Here is an 18886-nt window from a genome sequence, read left to right as displayed (position 1 = left end):
ATTGTTTCTGCTTATTTCAATCCGCTCCCCTCTTTCACTCATTCGCATAAACTCCGTTCAACCATGCAAAAGTTGAGCGATGCTGTTCATTCAATACCGGTTTGCTGATACCCATTGTTTTAAGGATGGCATCAAAAGCTTCACCGATCATAAAATCATCACGATTGCTAAAAAGTGAAACCACAAGGTCTTTCTGTACATCGATATATACGATATGATGAAACCCGGTAGATTCACCTGAATGAAACAGGATTTTATGGCCTGCATTTTTTTGAATAAACCATCCGAAATGATACGCTATTCCATCCTTTACCGGGTAGGCCATTTGATCGAACAATTGCTCCAGTCCCGGCTGTATTAACCGATCTTTTACCAAAAAATTGGCCCATGTATGATATTCATCCGCAGATAGATAAACACCCCCATCCCCCTGTGTCGCACTTGTCACACTCTGATCGGCAAACAGGTAGGAGCCTTCTGTCGGATGATAACCGTAGACTCGTTCATCAACCGTCGTGCCCGGTTCATATACCAATCCCTTGCTAATGCCTATGGGTTCAAACAAGTGACTTTTGACAAATGAAGCAAAGGATTTTTTTGCAACATGCTCGACAATCAGCGATAAAAGACAATAGCCTGTATTGCTATAACGAAATTGACTTCCCGAAGGGAAATATAAACGATCAGTCTGCCGGATATACTTCAGTACATCCGTATCCGATACCTGATCTTTCCTCTCTTTCGGAATAAGTTCTTCATAGTCCCAGATTCCGGATGTATGTTGCAGAAGCTGTGCTACAGTAATATCTTTCAGCGCGACTGGCAGATCTTTAAAAAAAAGGGACAATGGGTCGTCTAGTTTTAAACGCTTTTGAATCACTAAGGTATATATCGCCTGTGCAGTCACCTGTTTGCTTACCGATGCCAGGCGAAAATGTGAGCTGGATGTGATTGCACGCTTTTCCTTCAAATCTGCACGTCCAATTGCATAACGATAAATAAGACGACCTTTTTGGCTAACTGCACAGCTAATTCCCGGAGCTGCCGGGTCCTTGTAATAGCCTGCAATGGTGCTATCCAATTTTGATTTATCCATTTTTTGCCCCATAACAACACTTGTTACACAGATCAAAATAAAACTCAGTTTTAGGTTTATCATATTTTATACCGCACATTTCGGTTTATATTGTCAGCCTACTGAAAGGCACAGCGTATTAAATCAATTTGATCTTATTGCTTTTCAAAAATGTACCCTTCAAAAATCGAAATTTTCTTGCAATGCCCGGGTGTTTTTATTGATTTTTATTTATTTCTTTTAATTTTGCTTTTATGCTTCATTGCTCATGAAGTCGAACTGATCCGGAATCCTTCCCTCAGTTCTTCATTAAAAATCACGACAGACTATGTTTTTTATTTTCAGTATCTACGACTTTGTATTAGCAGAAAAAACGGTAACAGCAACCTTAAAAAAAGAAAACGCGCCACGAAATTTCACCTTACAGATTATTACGCCAGCCCGTCGGTTTATAGGCCTACCTTTTGGCGGTGGATTTGTTAAACTTTCCAGACTTTACGACGAACAAGGAAAATTGATTCACGCGCGGAATTATTCAGATGAATTAAAAGCCGAGATCAAAGCGTTCAAAAGTCAGTATAGCATCCCCTATTTTCAGTTATGGAAAGGATTTCTAATTGTCACTGCGGCAATCCTTATCTGGGCAGTCATTTATGGGGTAAAGAATAAATTGGGCAATCAACAACGGGAAAAAGAAGTTGGTCAGATGGTTGATAATTTGAAGCAACTAAAGGCAGGTCAACTTTATGGCGCTACTTTTTTTACCGATCAGGACGGTAACAGTATAAATGGACTTCCTGCAGGTTGGATAAAAATAGATAAAATCGTAGGCGACACTATTTTTATACATCGTTCAAAGCAGCTCGACACAAATTCGGCACTTTTTGACATGAAGAACATTGCTTCGTTCAGGCCCCAATCGACCGATGAATGGCAGGAAAAAACGGAAAAAATGGATTTAAATCTATTGAAAAAACAGCTCGAGGATGCTGCGACAAAAAAAGTCGATCTGCTCTATATCGGTAAAGACCACGAGAAATATTCAGGTGTTATATTGACGATAAAAGGTAGCGAGTAATCCTTGTTCCCTGCTAAAACCAAGGTATTGACTTTTCAGCGCAGACAGATCATGCGGCTAGATCCATACTTAAAAAACTCAAGATCGGACGTTTTAAGCAGCGGCCGATCTTGAGTCTCTATTTTTAGTACTGAATTTTTTCTTTTAGTACTGGATGTTTTCGTCAATATCGTATTTCATGCCTGAATAGTGCAGCAACCTTCGCATCAAGGCAATCTGACCGGCCAGATAATCTTCCCGTCCGATACACATCCCTATGAAATTTAGCTTGTCCTCCTCAATAAAAGGGATATTCATATTAATCTTAAATAGTTCAGCCAGCTGCGTATCGTCCACTTGCAGCAAAGCAGCATAGACTTTCGGAGATATCGATTTAAAATTTTCTTTTAATTCCTGCACACTGGGATAGTGATAACTTTCATCGAGTGTCTTTCCCATAAAAAATAGCTCATGGTAAGGATCATTTTCCTGAAGCCCAAGAACATGTGCCATTGCATAACGCACATTTACAAAATTACCCGCCATCCATACGATATGGTTGGTCTGTCCATCAATTCGTTTTAATGCATCTTCTTCCGAAACGCCATCCAACGCATTCAGAAAAATTTGACTGTGCATGCGATAAGCAGGAATGATGATTTCTAATTTTAATGATTTCGGTTTATCCATTTCGTTTTGATTTTTTTTAATACTAAATAACTGATTTACACTAAAATTACACGTTTCAATAGCGATTACACTTGTCGTAGGACAAGAAATAAAAATGAACAAAATTGATAGATCATTGCGAAATAAATTCTAAATTTCTACTAAATTGACATTCTATCTTTACCACATGAAGATTTTGATCATAGAAGACGAATTGGAGCTGGCCAAAAGCATCGCTACGTACCTTAGCGAACAACACTATTTATGCGAATTTGCGCCAACTTTGCAGGATGCTCTGGACAAAATTCAGTTATACCAGTATGACTGTATCTTACTGGACATCGGCCTACCAGATGGAAATGGTCTGAAACTACTCGAAGAGTTGAAGACGCAGCGAAAGCAGGACGGTGTGATCATCATTTCTGCAAAAAATGCATTGGACGACAAAATCCATGGACTACAACTGGGGGCCGACGATTATCTGACCAAACCTTTCCATTTATCTGAACTCACAGCACGAATCTATTCCTTGATCCGTCGCAAACAATTCAATAGCTCAAATATTGTTGTGCAAAATGAAATACAGATTGATCTACTTGCAAAAACTGTTGTCGTCAATGATCTTCCTGTTGTATTGACAAAAAAAGAGTTCGATCTGCTGATGTTTTTTATTGGCAACAAAAATAAAGTAATTTCAAAAAGTACCTTAGCAGAACACTTGTCCGGCGACATTGCTGATATGCTCGATAACCATGACTTTGTCTATGCTCATGTCAAAAATTTAAAAAAGAAACTACAGGACGCCGGAAGTCAATCCTATATCAAAACGGTATACGGTACGGGCTACAAATGGGAAAATTAAAATAGTGAGATGAAACCCCTACTGAGCAAAATAACGACCCCATTTCTACTCTATGTATTGATTGTACTAGGTGTCAGTATTCCTGTTTATTATTTTGTAATCGACGGGATATGGAAAAGTGAATTAGACGAACATAACGAAATTATCGTCAAAAAAACAACCTACGAACTGAACAGTTTAAAACTCTCCGAAGACAAGCTCGAAGCCAGCATCGCTTTATGGAATAACATACAACCTGAAACCAATATACATCGCGTAAAGCCGGGCGATTTATTGCAAGATAGCGTGTATACCATCGAAAAACCGCAGCGTTTTGTCGAACCAAAGACAATTGACCGATTTAGATGCCTATCATCTGTTATTCAGATCAATGGTGCGCCTTATCGTTTTACCGTACAAACAAATATTGAAGAATCCGTAGAGACTATTGCCGCCATCGCCGCAACAACCTTGTTTTTCTTTGTTATCTTGGTCATTGGTCTACTTATTATCTCCAGAAAAATATCACTTAGGCTCTGGAAACCATTTCGAGATACCGTTGATAAATTGAAGGCATTTAATCTCAATAGTCAACAACAGGTTGACTTCCAGCAAACGGACACCATAGAGTTCCATGAGCTTAATCAATCCTTATCCAAGCTTCTTGAAAAAAACCTGGCCGTATACCGATCACAAAAGGAATTCACTGAAAATGCTTCTCATGAATTGCAAACACCTTTGGCAATCCTAAAAAATAAGTTAGATATCTTATTACAGTACCCTGATCTAAGCGATGAGCAATACCAGCTCTTTGAAGATATGCATAAAGCGCTTTCACGTAGCACGCGAATCAACCGCAACCTGCTGCTGCTCGCCAAGATTGACAACAGTCAATTCGATCATTCCGAAAAAATCAGTATGGACTCGCTTGTTACACAAAGTATTGAAGTCATGCAAGAACATCTGGAGCTAAAACAGCTACGACTGCAACAAGAGATCCAACCATCGGTGCTGCTGACAGGAAACAGCAGTCTGACCGAAATTCTGATCAACAACCTACTCCTGAACGCCATACGTTACAGCAATGCCAACGATACAATTGCTGTACATCTCAATCAAACTTCTTTAACGGTATATAACCCCGGTTCAATGCCCTTAGATAAAATACTTTTATTCAAACGGTTTTCCAAACTCTCGAAAAACAGCCAAGGCAGCGGTTTAGGATTGGCAATTATTACCGAAATCGCCCTGTATCAAGGCTGGACTGTTGATTATCAATTTGAAAATAATCAACATATTTTTTCCATTCATTTTTAAAATTCCAAAAGTAGTCCTATTCTACGATCAATAACAGACATTAGGTAAGTGATGTCATCGCAGGACCGTGTAGAAAGTTTTATTTGCATATCCGTGTAAATTTAGCTTAGTTTGATACATTTGTAGGGACAATGCATGGATGGCCCATGATTTGGTATCATAGATAAATTTCGATTTATCGAAGTTTTTAACGTTTTTCTTTATATGAAGATTCTCCTAGTCGAAGATGACGTACGTGTCGCAGGATTGATCAAACGCGGACTTGATGAAAATGAATTTCAAACAGCTATTGCCTACGACGGCATATCTGGAAAGAAAATGGCCTTACAACACGACTTTGATCTTATCATAACCGATATCGTACTCCCTAAGATGGATGGATTGGATCTCTGCAAAGAAATTCGTCATATCAAACCCGATGTTCCCATTATCATGTTAACAGCATTAGGAACTACAGACGATAAAATTGAGGGGTTTGACGCCGGAGCGGATGACTATCTGGTCAAGCCTTTTGAAATGCGCGAACTCCTAGCCCGCATCAGAGTCCTGCTCAAAAGATATCAAAAACAAGATACACTCACAGGAACAATTTTGCGTTATGGAGACCTGGAAATGAACCTCCATACCAAAAGCGTCAAAAGGAATAATACCGAAATCCATTTGACCCCCAAAGAGTTCAAGTTACTCCATTATTTATTGCAAAATCCCGAGCGTGTCCTTTCCAGAATGGAAATTGCTGAAAAAGTATGGGAAACGCATTTCGACACCGGAACCAACTTCATTGATGTTTACATCAACTATCTACGTAAAAAAATCGACAAAGATTTTGCGACCAGATATATCCATACTAAATCCGGAATGGGCTTTATTCTAAAACAAGACTAATGCGAATCAGGACACGAATCTCCATATTGTTCACGCTGATTACAGCCACCATATTGCTGGTATTTGCCTGTACAGTATATTTTTCAGCGGTAGAGAATCGGGAAAGAGAATTTTACGCCCTATTGAAAAAAGAAGCTTACACCAAAGCAAACCTTTTTTTGAATGCAAAAGTTGACAAAAAGACCTTAGAAGATATCTACCACAACAACCGAAAAATCCTCAACGAAGTCGAGGTTGCAATTTACGACACCCGTTTTGATCTCTTGTATCATGATGCCGTAGATATCGATTTTGTCAAAGAGACACCAGCCATGCTGCAGGATATTCTCAAAAATAAAGAGATACGATTTTATCAGGAAAAATGGCAGGTCATCGGCATAACCTTTCCATATAAAGACAAAACTTACATCATCACAGCCGCGGCTTATGATCAATACGGCTACAATAAACTCAATAGTCTATTATCTACTATTCTTTTGGTTTTCATTTTGTCTATATTTCTGATCTATGCGGCAGGAATATTCTTTTCCAAAAAGGTCTTTCAACCTATCCTGGAAATGACACAACGTGTAAAAACCATTTCTGCAACAAGTTTGGATGCTAGGCTTACGAGTAGCGGAAATAAAGACGAGCTTTCCGAATTGGCCAGCACATTCAATGCGATGCTCGACCGTCTCGAGAACTCCTTTGATGCCCAAAAGCATTTTGTCTCCAATATCTCGCATGAGCTAAGAACACCCTTGGCCGCCATGATTGCAGAACTCGAGATTTCTGCCAATAAGGACCGCAGCATAGTGGAGTATAAAACTGTCATCGACAATACGCTAAATGATGCACAGAAACTGAAGAAGTTATTTAATAGCTTACTTGATTTTGCAAAAGCAAGTTATGACAGTGCTGAAATCGCGTTTAAAACCTTACGTATAGACGAAATACTAATTGATGCATGTCAGCAGGTTCTCCAGTCAAGTCCAAATTATAAACTCGACATTTTTGTCGATCCGGCGATTGAAGATGAAAAACTTCTATCCATCAATGCAAATGAGTATCTATTGCAGGTTGCCTTTGTCAACCTCATTGAAAATGCCTGTAAATTTTCACCCAATCAAAAATGCCTAATCGCTATCAAAGCAGATGAAAATAGAATTCAGCTGGAATTTAAAGATGACGGAATAGGCATTGACCCAGTCGATCTGCCCAATATATTCACACCATTCTATCGTGGAAGCAACAAAGATTATAGCGAGGGAAATGGTATTGGTTTATCGCTTACCCGAAAAATCGTGCTTCTCCATCAAGGCGAGATCACCGTCCGCTCGGCAAAAGGCGTTGGAAGTGTTTTTAGCATTGATATCTCACATCGTTCCCTATCCTGATAGCATGCTATTTTTTTTTAAGTCTTCTTAACCAGCATATTGTGGTAAAGGAAAAATGTAGCACTGTCAGCTAAGCAGGAGAAATTCTGTTTTTTCTCAACTTTTTATACATGCTTTTCAAGGAAGGCGAAATCAGTATCAGCAAAAGTATGCTGATACTGATCATGGACATGATCTCATAATAATCCATGGCATACCTCACAAAGGATTGGATCTTGACCCGCTCAGCAACGAGCTTTAAGGCTGCCGTATGTTCCTTATACTGCAGTCCATGCTGCAAAATGCTGACAGATTCCTGCTGCAGGTACTCCCGAAATAAGGGATTGCCCACTTCCGTTTGGTCCCTAAAAACCTGCTGGTGCTGGGCATATTCAAACAACTTGAAAAAATTCTGCAAACCGATACTGCTCGTGTAGCCCAGGTATCGGATAGCAAGACAGACCGCAGCAGCAGAAGCCCCCAATTGAGGGCTGACACTGGTAATGCAAAATAAGATGGTGGGTACCATAATAATCCCTACTCCGAGTCCATGTAAAACTAAGGGTATCCAAAAATGCGCATCATTACCCTGCCCCTCAAAGGAGAAAAACATCCATTGGTGAAACAGCAGCAAGCAACAATAGCCCGAAATCCAGATCCATTTTACGGGGCGTTGCCCAAGCATCCAATACAATGAGCCTAGAACACCAGCGACAATACCAGCAATATTAAACCACTGGATATAGGACAAATGAATAGGATCGAGTTGAATAACCTGTACGAGATATTGATTTGAGATAGTCAAGGAGAAGCGCTCGATATACATCATGTACAAAATCAATAAGCCCAAGAGAAAGTTCCTGTTTTTAAAAATCGCCAAATGAACATACACACGCCTGAGCACCATTTGCCGAACAATAAAAAGAATAAGCAACGCTAGACCTACCCCTAATATGATCAGCATATGTTGATCGTTAAACCAATAAACTTCTTGTCCATACACCATTAAATAGCCAAAACTGACGATCACAAGACTATAGAAAATACAGCTTGCCCAGTCTAATGAAAACAAAGGGTAAGGGCGTATATGCCGTATAGAGCGCATCGACAGCATAATGAGCAATAAACCCGGTACAAATGATAAGGCAGCGTATAGATAGAGCTGATCAAAATTGAATGAATCGATAAATTCAGCCGTGACGAAAGTATTAAATGGGGAGCTGCAGAGTAACATACCAAAAAAGACAGCATAACTTACTTCCTTAGCCCGATCGCTTTTCAACCGTGAGAATATCATGGAGATCGATAAGTTTACGGCAGAAGCAAACAACATCCCTTGGAAAAAGCGCAGGCCATATACCCAGCTGATATCGGTGATGCTGTACATCAAAAAGCAATTCAATAGCTGCAGAAGATTAAAAATAATGTAGTACTGCTTGATGGGAAAGTATAAAAAAAAGCGTCGTTCTAAAACGTAGAATCCAACAAAACCAGCATAAAACAAAATGATCAGGAACTGAACATCACTGGGTTGGGCACCGTAAAATCCAGCGGTGACATTTGTATTTGCACCTGGCAGGAAAAATAAGACCATACTCGGCATCAAGCTGCTAAACAGGATAAGCTTGATCAACCACTCCGGTACCCATTCTTTAAAAATTCCTTTCACTAGTTCTGCTTTTTTGATACCGACACATTCACATTCATTCCCGAAAGAAGCTGTTGCGCTCCCTTTTGCCTATCCAGCTCAATGCGCACAGGTACGCGTTGTACAATCTTCACAAAGTTGCCCGTTGCATTATCTGGTGGCAAAAGGGAGAATGCAGATCCTGTAGCCGGGGAGATGGAAATAATTTTTCCATAAAATTTTTGATCCGGATACGCATCAGCCACCACCTCAACCCTATTGCCAAGATGCAAATAACGCAGTTGTGTTTCCTTAAAATTAGCCGTTACCCAGGTTGGGGTTTCTCTATTGACGATAAAGCCTAAAACTTCGCCAGCACTTATCATTTGACCTTTTTCAATCGTGCGTTTGCCAATCTGCCCATCGTAAGGTGCACGAATAACGGTATACCCAACATCAAGCCTTTTACGGCCGACAGCAGCCGTCAAACGAACACGTTCGGCATCGACCACACCTTTTTTCATATCCACATCATGCACACGCTCCTGTGAAGCCTGTAATTTATGCTTTAACGAAGCCAGCTCACTCTTATACACATCCAACGTTGCTTTTACATCCTCCAGTTGCTGTGCCGTTGCAGACTTTTCCTGAAACAAATAATTATAGCGATCATATTCCAACTGTTGCTTGGTTACCCGAGCCTCCCCGGCAGCAATTGAGGTCCGTAAAGATTCATGTTCCGCCTGGAGAATTTCCTTTTGACTATGAAGAACATTGATCTCTGCAGCTTCCTTATTGACGGATGCAGCTACCTGATCAGCCTCATATTTATATTCCTTATTATCTATAAGCAACAAGGTATCACCCCGTTTAACCAATTGATGATCGTGATAATGCACAGAAACCACATATCCTCCTACCCGAGAAACAATGGGATTGATATACTGTGTTACCTGTGCATCATTTGTGTAGGTATACCGCAGTCGCATCCATAATGCTTGAGCGCCCCATAACAACAAGGCCAACAAGACAATTCCGGCCAACCAGTTGGTGATTCGAGTGAGTTGTGCCTCCACAACTGTTCTTCGTGATTTAGGTTTCATTAGATAGTACCCTTCAAAAATTCGATAAAATAATAATGTTTCTGTATCGCAATATGTGCGGTTTCAAGATCAAAAAGTGTTTTTAGGTATTGCATATCAGCATCCAATAGATCTGTAATCAAAGCCGATGATTTAAAATACCTGTTTTTTATAATTCGTGCATTTTCCTGCGCCAACGCCTTATTGTTTTGACAGACCTCCTGCTGCTTAATAGCCAATTGATAATCCAACAAGGCCTGTAAAAGCTGATTTTCCAGAATCTCCTCTTCATGATGGTGTTTTACCTCTTGTCGATCCAATGCGATCTGTGCTCCGCGCACCACGTTTTTATTGAGATAAATTGCCGAGATCGGTATGTTTAATTTGAGCCCTGTGATACTCAGATTATACCAGCTGGGATTATAGGGATACAAGAAAACCTGTGGATTGGCAAAGGTGAATGTACTGGTCAAACCCAACTCAGGAAGATAATTTGATCGCGCCTGTTTGACCGACAACTTCTTCAAAACCACTTCCTGTTCGGATTTTAGGAGGGAAAAAGCATGGCTTCGCGCTTCGGCAACAAGCGCTTCATAGCTGGGGTTTTCCACCTGAAACTGCTCGGGCAGGGGCACAATCTCCGCAGTAATACCACCAATTAGCTGCAGCTTCTGATTTGCAGCCTGAATATCATGACCGATCTGCACGAGCAACAGTTCCCGCTTCGAAAGCTCCAACGAAATACGCAAGACGTCACTGTGCAATACAACACCCGCCTTATACAGATGCTCAATCTCCCTGAGCTGTGCCCGTTGATCAGCGATATCCTGCTCAATTAAAGATCGGTTACTATACGACAGTTCCAAATCCAAAAAAAGATTGCAAACCTCCAATTTCGTCTGCGCTGCGGCATTCTTCCAATCGATTCTGGCCAGCTCATTTTCCAATTTTTTGGACTCAATTTTCATTAGGTCCCGATGCCCATTGTAGAGGTTCAGATAAAAATCCAGGCCGCTATCGTACAAGTAATGAATGATATCATGCTGGGAAGGTTTATTTAAAAGACCCTGGTCATACACAGGCATATTACTTGCATAACTAGCAGAAGCTCTGGCGGAAATCTTGGGCAGCAACTCCATGCGTTGCTGCTGTACTGCCACCTCAGTTTCTTTGAGCTGCAAATAAGACTGCTCGATGTATTTACTGTTCTGTAGCGCTTTGTCGATCATGTCTTTCAGGGACATGCGCAAAGAATCGAGGGCGAAGGTGTCCGAAATAGCGCATACTAACAATCCCATGGTTAGTATGCCTTTTGCCCAATAGGGAGGAAAAAAGTTCACGTGTGCTATGTAATTTTTTTGCGTTGCAAACTTAGACACTTATTGGAACTTGGATTTCTTCACAAACGCCAATATGTTATGGAAAAAAGACATTTTTTCATCAATTCAAACAAAAAGACCAATATCTGCCAATAAGTCCTTACAATATCCTTTTTTACAGCACATAAAAAAGGCCTTTCAAATCGTGATTTGAAAGGCCTTTCTCGATGGTATAATAATAGATTATCCATATAAGGAATCTTCTATTGCATTCCACAGCTGGATTCTTTTTTGTAGCGCAATTTTACTGATCTCTTTCATTTCCGTCCATTTAACCTCATCGTCCTTGGCAAGATCTGTGATCATCTGCATCGCCAACGGTCCATGCTCGTCGCCGTCAAGATCAATATGGCGTTGAAAATAATAAATAAAGCTATCCAGATTGGCTGTAGGAAAGTTTGTTTTAATCTCTTCCAAAATAGAGGTAAACATTCCCGGGATAAGATCTTCGCGTCCAAATGTAAATGCTGCGGCAATTTTATGCACCTCGCCCTCAGCAATCACTTCGAATGTAAAATTCAAAAAGTCTTTGATCCGCTTGTCCAATGTGGTCGTTGCAATGACATCGAATATGTTGTTCGATTTTTTGGCTTGAGCAATAAATTTGTTGACCAGATGAAGGTCGGCACCCATGGCATCCATGGCGTCCAGATACATCTCAAAGTGGCTCAAACGGCGGCCATCAATGTATTCATCCGATTCCTCAGCCAATACAATTTCGTTGATTAGATAGCGTGTTGATGGATGCTCACTCGCAAACCAAGGTAAAGTCGTACAGGTCAATTTAATCTGTAAAGCTTTTAGTAAAGACATAAAATCCCATACAGCGTACACATGCCCTTCTGTAAAAGAACGTAGATTCTTGATCGTTTTGATCTTACGATACAAAGGGTGTTGCAATAATACCTCGCGTTCGGCAGCAATGTATTCGTTAATTTCCGCAATTCTATTCATGGCGCAAAAGTATTGTCTTATCTCTGTTTTTAAAAGTATTTTCGATGAGATTACAGTAACATGATAAATTTTTCGCCCAGCTATCCGCTTCATAACCAAATCACAGCCAACAACGCGCCTCGCTTTTGACCTCCCTATTCCTGTTGTTAGCGCTCATTTACCCTTAAAAACAAAAATATTTTTTATTATAAAAAATAATCTACTATATTTGTAGAGTATTCAGAATTGCATGATGCAATACCAACCGAGTGGAGGCACCGCGGTGGTAAATTAATACGGGTTTCGACCAAAATAAACGTCACAGAACGATTATTTTCCCAACAAGATCTGGATACAGTTTATGGTTTAATCCTTTAAATTTTTAAATTGTATGGCTACTACAACAAATCTTTACCAACACTTACTGGAAAAATTCAGTTATTACTCAACAGATGAACTGATCCAGCTCAACAATGACACGATTTTAGGACAAGGCTGGGGTTCAGCCAAAGCAACCTTTAGAACAGCTTTGATCAGTACGTTCTCCAAAAGAGGACTGGATCTTTCCAACATCATTTCCAAGGAAGACGGTTTTACCTCGGTGAAGCATGTCCCTGTACGCTTGGAACAGAATGTCCTGATTCCTTTACAGTAATCGTTATCGGCAAAAAAAGGTAGGCCTAGCCTACCCTTTTGTCAATGAGTGATGATATTTTAACGTATGATTGAGTGAATGTGCGGTCTGCCGGGCATCGTCCTGATAGGACGATAAATCTTGGCAGGCTCTGATATCTGCTACATCCACCTTGTTTCTTACTTTGCTGATGACCTGATTTAATTCCGATTTCCAGTTGCCCGGATCGCCAAAATCGTCCACCCAATTTTTGTTGATAAACCTTTTATAGTTCAAAAGCAAAATATACAATTCCTCACCACTACCGGCGCGATTGATTGACGTGCGCCAGTTCTCTAATTTTTCTTTAAAACTCATAACCAGCAATATACAAAAAAATATTTGGATTCCAAAATAGTTGCATTTGAAACGGATAAGGATAACGAGAAATAAAATGATAAAATGATTAAACCTTCGGTGAATTATCTTGGTCATAAAGGAGGGATTCAATATAAATATCATATTATAAAACAGATACATTATGGCCTTTATCCACTTAAAAAATATGCTTGTTATTTCCTTTGCATTGCTATGTATATTGGGGAAAAGTATTGCTCAACAAGGTCGTCACAATAAAAGATCTACGTCTCAGACGACGTTTCGACATGACAGAGAAAACGATTATGTCAACATAGGCAACCGGATCTTCTACAGGGATAAGATGGTCGAAGGTGTCGATGCACGATCTTTCAAAGACCTCGGCAATGCTTATGCAATAGACAACTGGAATGCCTATTATCGTGGCGTTAAGATTAAAGATGTATCGCCACATTCTTTCCAATCACTTGGTTGGGGATATGCCAAAGATAGTTGGAATGCCTATTATCGTGGCGTTAAGATTAAAGATGTCTCTGCGCCCAGCTTTAAAATACTGGATGAAGGATATGCCAAAGACAGCTGGAATGTTTATTATAGAGGCAATCAAATAAAAAATGTATCCGCCCAAAGCTTTGTTCTTCTCGGTGACGGATACAGTAAAGATAGCTGGAAAGTCTATTATTTTGGTCAAGAGATAAAGGATGCAACTGCTTTCACATTTAAATATCTGGGTAAAGGTTATGCGAAGGATAACTGGAATGAATATTATAGAGGAAAAAAATTGGAATAGAAAATAGACCACGGGATTATTCTATCGAATAATTCCAATTTCCTAATACTTTCGGTATCTCCCAGGATTCGGCTTTGGCCTTATAATCATTAAAGTGACCTTTTTCCCAGGTGGTAATATGATAACCTTTGCAGAACTTACAATAATAGGCCCTTTTGCAGGCGTCTTTACCCATCCTGTGTTTGATACGTTTACCATCCAGTTTGTTTCTCATCCGGGATCTGAACTTAAAGTGAAGCATTGCCCATTGCGCCTCAATTAAAGAAGGAAATCCAACTTTACCAGTAGCTCGGCATTTCCAGGTATTGTCCCTTACTTTTTCCATAATCTATCTATTAAAGTTTACCTAATATATTTTATTGCTCTTTTTCTATTGGCACCTGCAACATGACCCATTCCCTGATATGCTTTGCAATCTTGTCGGACACCTCAAAATAGTACCGTCCCTCAAAAGGTATTTTGAGCACGATACGCAATCGGCCCCGTTTCAGTTGCTGGCAAGCTTGGATCATATCCAAGGGTATGGCTTTATCCCGGTCAATCTTCTGTACAAATCCCTTCGTGATATTAACAACTTCCTTTAAGCTGCGCTGCTCACCACAAGTCAGATTTTCGTCCATCGCAGTTCTTAAATAAAGGCTGACTATACCATTTTTATAAGTAAAAATCCCGATATCCTTATAGGATATCTTTTGGGACAAGATTTTATTATTGAGCAGGAATACTTCCTGTTCCAGATCCATGGATCTGCACATGGTTAAATCTATTTCATCCATGGAATCCACATCTCTATCTTCCCCTGCTGTTTCCAGGATCTCTTTCAGCTCTTCGATACCCGGAGAAAGCAGCTCAATCTGCTCCTGGAGATCTCTCGTTCTTAATTCTTGCTGGAGGATAGTTTCTTTCTGTTCAAAAATTATGAGTTTTTGCCTGTGGTAAACAGCGACATAGAAATAAACTGTATAGGACATATTCAGGACCAAAATGCCGCTAAATATGACCATTAAAGGAAACAGCAGCCATTCATCCTTCGCCTGTGGATCTGGGCCAATGATCCAGAACAATAAAAGTGTCGGAAGTATGCAGCAAAAAAATAATTGCATACCGGCGCGTTTTTCGGGGTTAACCAGCCAGTTCTGCTTTTTGTCCAATATAATGATAACCAATCTTATATAAAAGAAAATAATCGCTACCATCAATACAAAAAATAGATAGCTATAGGTGACCGGCCAGTCTAAAAGCCATTCCGCCAAGGCGCCCCGATAGCCCAGATACCAACAGAATCCTCCAAAAATGAAAGATGCAATCAACTGCCAGATCCCATCGGGATACTGCACCGTCAATGTTCTATTATCCTGATATCTATTTTTGCTAAAACTTTTCATGTACAAACGACATTTTAATAACGCTATTAAAATTTACATACTTATCAGATTTATACTTTCTTCCAATCTATCTTTCACCTATTAAGTTTATCCGGCATTACATAAATTCCTAGTACTGGAGAACTTCCTTAAAAACTCCCCTGTCGAAGAAATTTTTGTTATATAAATTTAGCCAATTATTTATTAAACAATGTCCAACTCACTTAAATCAATGCCTTTGTATCGTTTTATGGCTCAAATAATTCCCCTTCCGGATGAAAATTTAACTCTTTGTTGATAGAAAATCCTCCTTCGCTGTCAGGAAATCAGCACTCATTGTAAAAAATTGGCCTTTATTGAAATGGTTGGGATATTCACTGAAATTTCATGCTATAGTGGGTAAATTTAAAGCGTAAAACTTCACTGATTATTAAACCATAAATCATGAGGACAATAAAGAAATTTAGACTGCCATTTAGCCGCAATTATGTATTTATTGCAATTGCTGTACTGATTACCTTATATGGGATTTTCTGGGCCCGGACACATAGCGAGCGCGTCTATAGCATCGGGGCAATGATCATTCTTATCCCATTTCTGGAAATGCGTGGCCAAGAACGCGTCATGCAGCTTTTCGTTATCTTTTTTGTCTGTATTCAGGTCAGCAGCATAGCACTATTTGACCGCCTTCCCTACCAGCTGCTGATCAGCTCACAACCCTTTTGGACAGCTGTAAAAAAGGGCATACCGACAGCCTTTATCATCTGCGCGATGGCACATCTGTTTTTCTGGAGAAAGACAGACCTTTTCAAACTTTATGGGATCCAATTTCCCATCATGATCATTGCATGTACCTGGTATATCCGTATGCTGCTGATCATGGCTAATTGCCAGCATATCCCAAATGCAAAAGCTGTACGCATACCCGCCATTGTTATCCAGAAATGCCCTGCTTGCTGTGACCTATACGAACTATGGTTTTCGTTCAATTATGAAGGTGAGGAAGAAAAAGTTTCGATTAATGTCAATCCCCAACTACATGAACAGACCAACGAAGGAGATTCACTCATACTTCAGATGCATCCCGGGAGATTTGGCTGGCCGTGGTACCATAAAGATATCAAAAGGAGGTACAGATGATCGTAAGTTTACAGAAGCTGACAACGCTCATAGAAGCTTTGGTTTATCTTGATAACAAAGATATTCCAAACCATTTGGGTGAGATCGCCGAGGCCTGCAATACTAATTTTGCATTGGCACTACAAGCCCATCGGGAGATTATTCAGGTAAATAATGCCCGTCAGGCTATCCAAATTTACCATACTCAATTGTTGCGGCTACACTCTTTGTTGTATAGCTTCTGTAACGTGCGTAAAATTGTGAGTTCTGCAGCGCTATTTGCCCTAGAAGAATTACTTGAGCGAATCGAACAGCTCTTTAAAAAAGATATTGATCCCTGTACGCCGCTGCCAAAGCATTATTATCTGAGGCTGCATGAATATGTATACGAACATATGCCCTATATTCTGGATAAGTTGGCTCAGAAAAGCATACCTAAAGCCTATCTCACCGAGATCCTTTCGGGTATGGACAGCCTATTTGAAAATGGCAAGATTCCCTATATTCAATACCGACATCAGGACTACCTAACCAAAATGATCGAATCACTTTGCCAATTGGCTGAAGACAAGCGCCAGAGTAAAAACTGGCATTACCGCTTTTTGATTCTGATGGTCAATTTCAATTTTAACCACATGGGCTTCTTCAATCGCTGGAAAGAACTTTACAATTCAGACCCATCCTTTATGGATGCCTTGTTACGCTTCCCCAAACACTTCTCCTGTATCCCGGACTTTGCATATGATAGCAACCGTAGGAGCTTGCTCAAGTTGATGCGCGGGTACATGGAGGATGAAAAAATCTCTCCATCAGCAACAATGCAGGATTATCCCCAACAATTTATTCAAAGCAATTTTAATGGCAAAGAGCTCAAACTTTGGATGCATATATCTGTAAAAGCGAACATTATGTGGTCGTCAGAGAAAAAAGAAGTTGCTGAGGTATTTTCCAGGCTCGTCAAAACGAGGGAAGGCACCTTACTTTCTGCGCATAGCCTGATCCGGATGGACAAAAGCGCCGAGTTTCATACAGCGCTCCGTATCCGCAAGGTATTGAATACGATGCTTGACGAACTGAATAGACAGTTTCCTGACTTAAATAAATAAAACATAAAAATTTAAAAAACAGGGGGTATGCCACCGCTACACCTCCTAAACGTGTTCATTCTACCCATCAAAAACAGTCCTGAATAAGCTAAAACCGACCGTTTTACAAAGAATTCCCCGCTGATCTTTTTACCGCATAATACATCTTCATTACATCCCAGTCTTTATTTAAATCGAATAGAGCCAGGTGCACTTTCCAAATTAACCATTTCGCTACACCTACGCCGGCCTATTTTCCATACTACCTTTGTTTTACAGCGTACGAGAAAGTAGAAGCTGACGCTCAGGCAGGCCGCTGTATCCACTGGAGGGACAGGTACGGCGCCCTGTTTTTGAAACGAGGAAAAATAATATAACAAGGGAAAGAAATAATAAATACTGCAATACAAATAATAAAGGCTATGGAAGCGAATAAAACTGGCAACATTATATATAAGGTCATCCGGGCAGCAATGATACTTTTTTGGGTCTATGTGGGGATGGATAAACTCTGGCAGCTCGGTGCATTCAAGATTGCCCTGGAGCAGCAGCCAGTGATCAGTTCTCTGGCTCCAATACTCTTTTGGCTACTTCCGCTTATGGAAATTGGTGTTGGCGTATTGCTAGCGATACCATCAGCTAGGTTGAGTGCCCTGGGATGGAAAGTTTCGACCATACTGATTCTCGTTTTTAGTATATATATCGGTCTTGGCATCCTCAATGTATACGACAAGAAACCTTGCATGTGCACCAGTTTTTTGAGCAATATTTCCTGGACAGCACATTTGATCTTTAATCTCATTATTCTTGGCCTATCGATAACCGGATGGCGATTGCATCGTAAGACGATCAACTACGGCGAGCGGGCACTAACAGGCCGAACAAATATCGCATTATTCCTGATAGGCTTTATGGCAATGGGAACCATCAGTTACTGTAATATCCACTATACGAAGTCAAAGGATATTTGGTACGCACCAGATAGCATTTACGACTATCAACAGCCCAATACTGCCAGCAGCAATGTAAAAGGTCTGCTGGTATCTACATACGATCGGTACACAGGACCGTACCGACAATTATTTACCAAAAGTTTGCAAACTGGCAGCTTTACTAATCAATTACTGGTTTGCAATACAGAAAGGAGGGTAGCTACATGCTAACCAAATTTTTAAACAATTATGGCTACATGATATTAGGCGGAGCCATGATTATCGGATTCTCAGCATTTAAAGGTGCTGAGGCTTATGCAGGAAAAAAATTAGATCCTGTGACTATTTACTTCCATGGTAATCCTCAAGATGAGGATCAGGTTAA

Annotated in this window: 19 protein-coding genes and 1 riboswitch; of the genes, 10 read left to right on the top strand and 9 right to left on the bottom strand. The window is 40.2% G+C overall.

The window, feature by feature from the left end:
- Positions 1 to 34 precede the first annotated feature (34 nt).
- On the bottom strand, positions 35 to 1159 hold the full coding sequence (locus BGP15_RS14260; protein WP_088162587.1) for a serine hydrolase domain-containing protein: 1125 nt from the start codon (positions 1157 to 1159) through the stop codon (positions 35 to 37).
- A gap of 244 nt (positions 1160 to 1403) precedes the next feature.
- On the opposite strand from BGP15_RS14260, the gene BGP15_RS14255 reads away from it, so the two are divergent.
- Positions 1404 to 2153 (top strand): hypothetical protein, encoded by a 750-nt coding sequence (locus BGP15_RS14255; protein WP_088162588.1) that lies wholly within the window; start codon positions 1404 to 1406, stop codon positions 2151 to 2153.
- Positions 2154 to 2297: 144 nt separating this feature from the next.
- Here the strand turns inward: BGP15_RS14255 and BGP15_RS14250 are convergent, their stop codons facing one another.
- A complete protein-coding gene (locus BGP15_RS14250) occupies positions 2298 to 2822 on the bottom strand; it encodes a DinB family protein (RefSeq protein ID WP_088162589.1) in 525 nt (174 codons plus the stop codon).
- Positions 2823 to 2988: 166 nt separating this feature from the next.
- On the opposite strand from BGP15_RS14250, the gene BGP15_RS14245 reads away from it, so the two are divergent.
- The 4 genes from BGP15_RS14245 to BGP15_RS14230 all read left to right on the top strand — a co-directional run bounded on the left by BGP15_RS14245 (position 2989) and on the right by BGP15_RS14230 (position 7220).
- Positions 2989 to 3663, top strand: a complete 675-nt coding sequence (locus BGP15_RS14245; protein ID WP_088162590.1) for a response regulator transcription factor — start codon at positions 2989 to 2991, stop codon at positions 3661 to 3663.
- A gap of 9 nt (positions 3664 to 3672) precedes the next feature.
- Complete coding sequence (locus tag BGP15_RS14240) at positions 3673 to 4959, top strand: sensor histidine kinase (protein WP_088162591.1); 1287 nt, start codon at positions 3673 to 3675, stop codon at positions 4957 to 4959.
- Positions 4960 to 5163: 204 nt separating this feature from the next.
- Entirely contained in the window at positions 5164 to 5844 is a 681-nt protein-coding gene (locus tag BGP15_RS14235) for a response regulator transcription factor (protein WP_088162592.1), read from the top strand.
- Positions 5844 to 7220, top strand: a complete 1377-nt coding sequence (locus BGP15_RS14230; RefSeq protein WP_088162593.1) for a HAMP domain-containing sensor histidine kinase — start codon at positions 5844 to 5846, stop codon at positions 7218 to 7220. The genes BGP15_RS14235 and BGP15_RS14230 overlap by 1 nt, the downstream gene beginning before the upstream one ends.
- Before the next feature lie 70 nt (positions 7221 to 7290).
- Here the strand turns inward: BGP15_RS14230 and BGP15_RS14225 are convergent, their stop codons facing one another.
- From BGP15_RS14225 to BGP15_RS14210, 4 genes are all read right to left on the bottom strand, one after another.
- On the bottom strand, positions 7291 to 8868 hold the full coding sequence (locus BGP15_RS14225; RefSeq protein WP_286735365.1) for an efflux MFS transporter permease: 1578 nt from the start codon (positions 8866 to 8868) through the stop codon (positions 7291 to 7293).
- Entirely contained in the window at positions 8868 to 9929 is a 1062-nt protein-coding gene (locus BGP15_RS14220; RefSeq protein ID WP_286735364.1) for an HlyD family secretion protein, read from the bottom strand. The genes BGP15_RS14225 and BGP15_RS14220 overlap by 1 nt, the downstream gene beginning before the upstream one ends.
- Positions 9929 to 11206, bottom strand: coding sequence for a TolC family protein (locus BGP15_RS14215; protein ID WP_088162596.1), 1278 nt, complete (start codon positions 11204 to 11206; stop codon positions 9929 to 9931). Before BGP15_RS14215 ends, BGP15_RS14220 begins: the two co-directional genes overlap by 1 nt.
- Before the next feature lie 264 nt (positions 11207 to 11470).
- Positions 11471 to 12241, bottom strand: coding sequence for a DUF3050 domain-containing protein (locus BGP15_RS14210; protein ID WP_088162597.1), 771 nt, complete (start codon positions 12239 to 12241; stop codon positions 11471 to 11473).
- Between the two features lie 210 nt (positions 12242 to 12451).
- Positions 12452 to 12545: riboswitch (SAM-I-IV-variant riboswitch) on the top strand.
- Positions 12546 to 12611: 66 nt separating this feature from the next.
- Here BGP15_RS14210 and BGP15_RS14205 point away from each other — a divergent pair.
- Positions 12612 to 12875: a 5-oxoprolinase gene (locus BGP15_RS14205; RefSeq protein WP_070567048.1), complete on the top strand. Its 264-nt coding sequence runs from the start codon at positions 12612 to 12614 to the stop codon at positions 12873 to 12875.
- A 30-nt stretch (positions 12876 to 12905) separates the two neighbouring features.
- Here the strand turns inward: BGP15_RS14205 and BGP15_RS14200 are convergent, their stop codons facing one another.
- Positions 12906 to 13211, bottom strand: coding sequence for a hypothetical protein (locus tag BGP15_RS14200; RefSeq protein WP_075993880.1), 306 nt, complete (start codon positions 13209 to 13211; stop codon positions 12906 to 12908).
- A gap of 163 nt (positions 13212 to 13374) precedes the next feature.
- On the opposite strand from BGP15_RS14200, the gene BGP15_RS14195 reads away from it, so the two are divergent.
- Positions 13375 to 14001 carry a DKNYY domain-containing protein gene (locus BGP15_RS14195; RefSeq protein ID WP_286769903.1) on the top strand — a complete coding sequence of 209 codons (627 nt, stop codon included), beginning with the start codon at positions 13375 to 13377 and terminating at the stop codon, positions 13999 to 14001.
- 16 nt (positions 14002 to 14017) lie between these two features.
- On the opposite strand, the gene BGP15_RS14190 is transcribed toward BGP15_RS14195, so the two are convergent.
- Together BGP15_RS14190 and BGP15_RS14185 are read right to left on the bottom strand one after the other, a co-directional pair.
- Positions 14018 to 14326 (bottom strand): hypothetical protein, encoded by a 309-nt coding sequence (locus BGP15_RS14190; RefSeq protein ID WP_286769902.1) that lies wholly within the window; start codon positions 14324 to 14326, stop codon positions 14018 to 14020.
- A 31-nt stretch (positions 14327 to 14357) separates the two neighbouring features.
- Complete coding sequence (locus BGP15_RS14185; protein ID WP_286769901.1) at positions 14358 to 15386, bottom strand: hypothetical protein; 1029 nt, start codon at positions 15384 to 15386, stop codon at positions 14358 to 14360.
- A gap of 423 nt (positions 15387 to 15809) precedes the next feature.
- Between BGP15_RS14185 and BGP15_RS14180 the strand changes: the two genes are divergently transcribed.
- The 3 genes from BGP15_RS14180 to BGP15_RS14170 all read left to right on the top strand — a co-directional run bounded on the left by BGP15_RS14180 (position 15810) and on the right by BGP15_RS14170 (position 18732).
- Positions 15810 to 16505, top strand: coding sequence for a hypothetical protein (locus BGP15_RS14180; protein WP_286769900.1), 696 nt, complete (start codon positions 15810 to 15812; stop codon positions 16503 to 16505).
- Entirely contained in the window at positions 16502 to 17590 is a 1089-nt protein-coding gene (locus tag BGP15_RS14175; protein WP_286769899.1) for a hypothetical protein, read from the top strand. The genes BGP15_RS14180 and BGP15_RS14175 overlap by 4 nt, the downstream gene beginning before the upstream one ends.
- A 401-nt stretch (positions 17591 to 17991) precedes the next feature.
- A complete protein-coding gene (locus tag BGP15_RS14170) occupies positions 17992 to 18732 on the top strand; it encodes a MauE/DoxX family redox-associated membrane protein (protein WP_286769898.1) in 741 nt (246 codons plus the stop codon).
- Positions 18733 to 18886: the final 154 nt, after the last annotated feature.

It is taken from the genome of Sphingobacterium sp. 40-24 (assembly GCF_001899705.1).
Lineage (GTDB): Bacteria > Bacteroidota > Bacteroidia > Sphingobacteriales > Sphingobacteriaceae > Sphingobacterium > Sphingobacterium multivorum.
The sequence above is the reverse complement of the archived record's forward strand: the minus strand, read 5'-3'. Positions and strand labels throughout refer to the sequence as shown.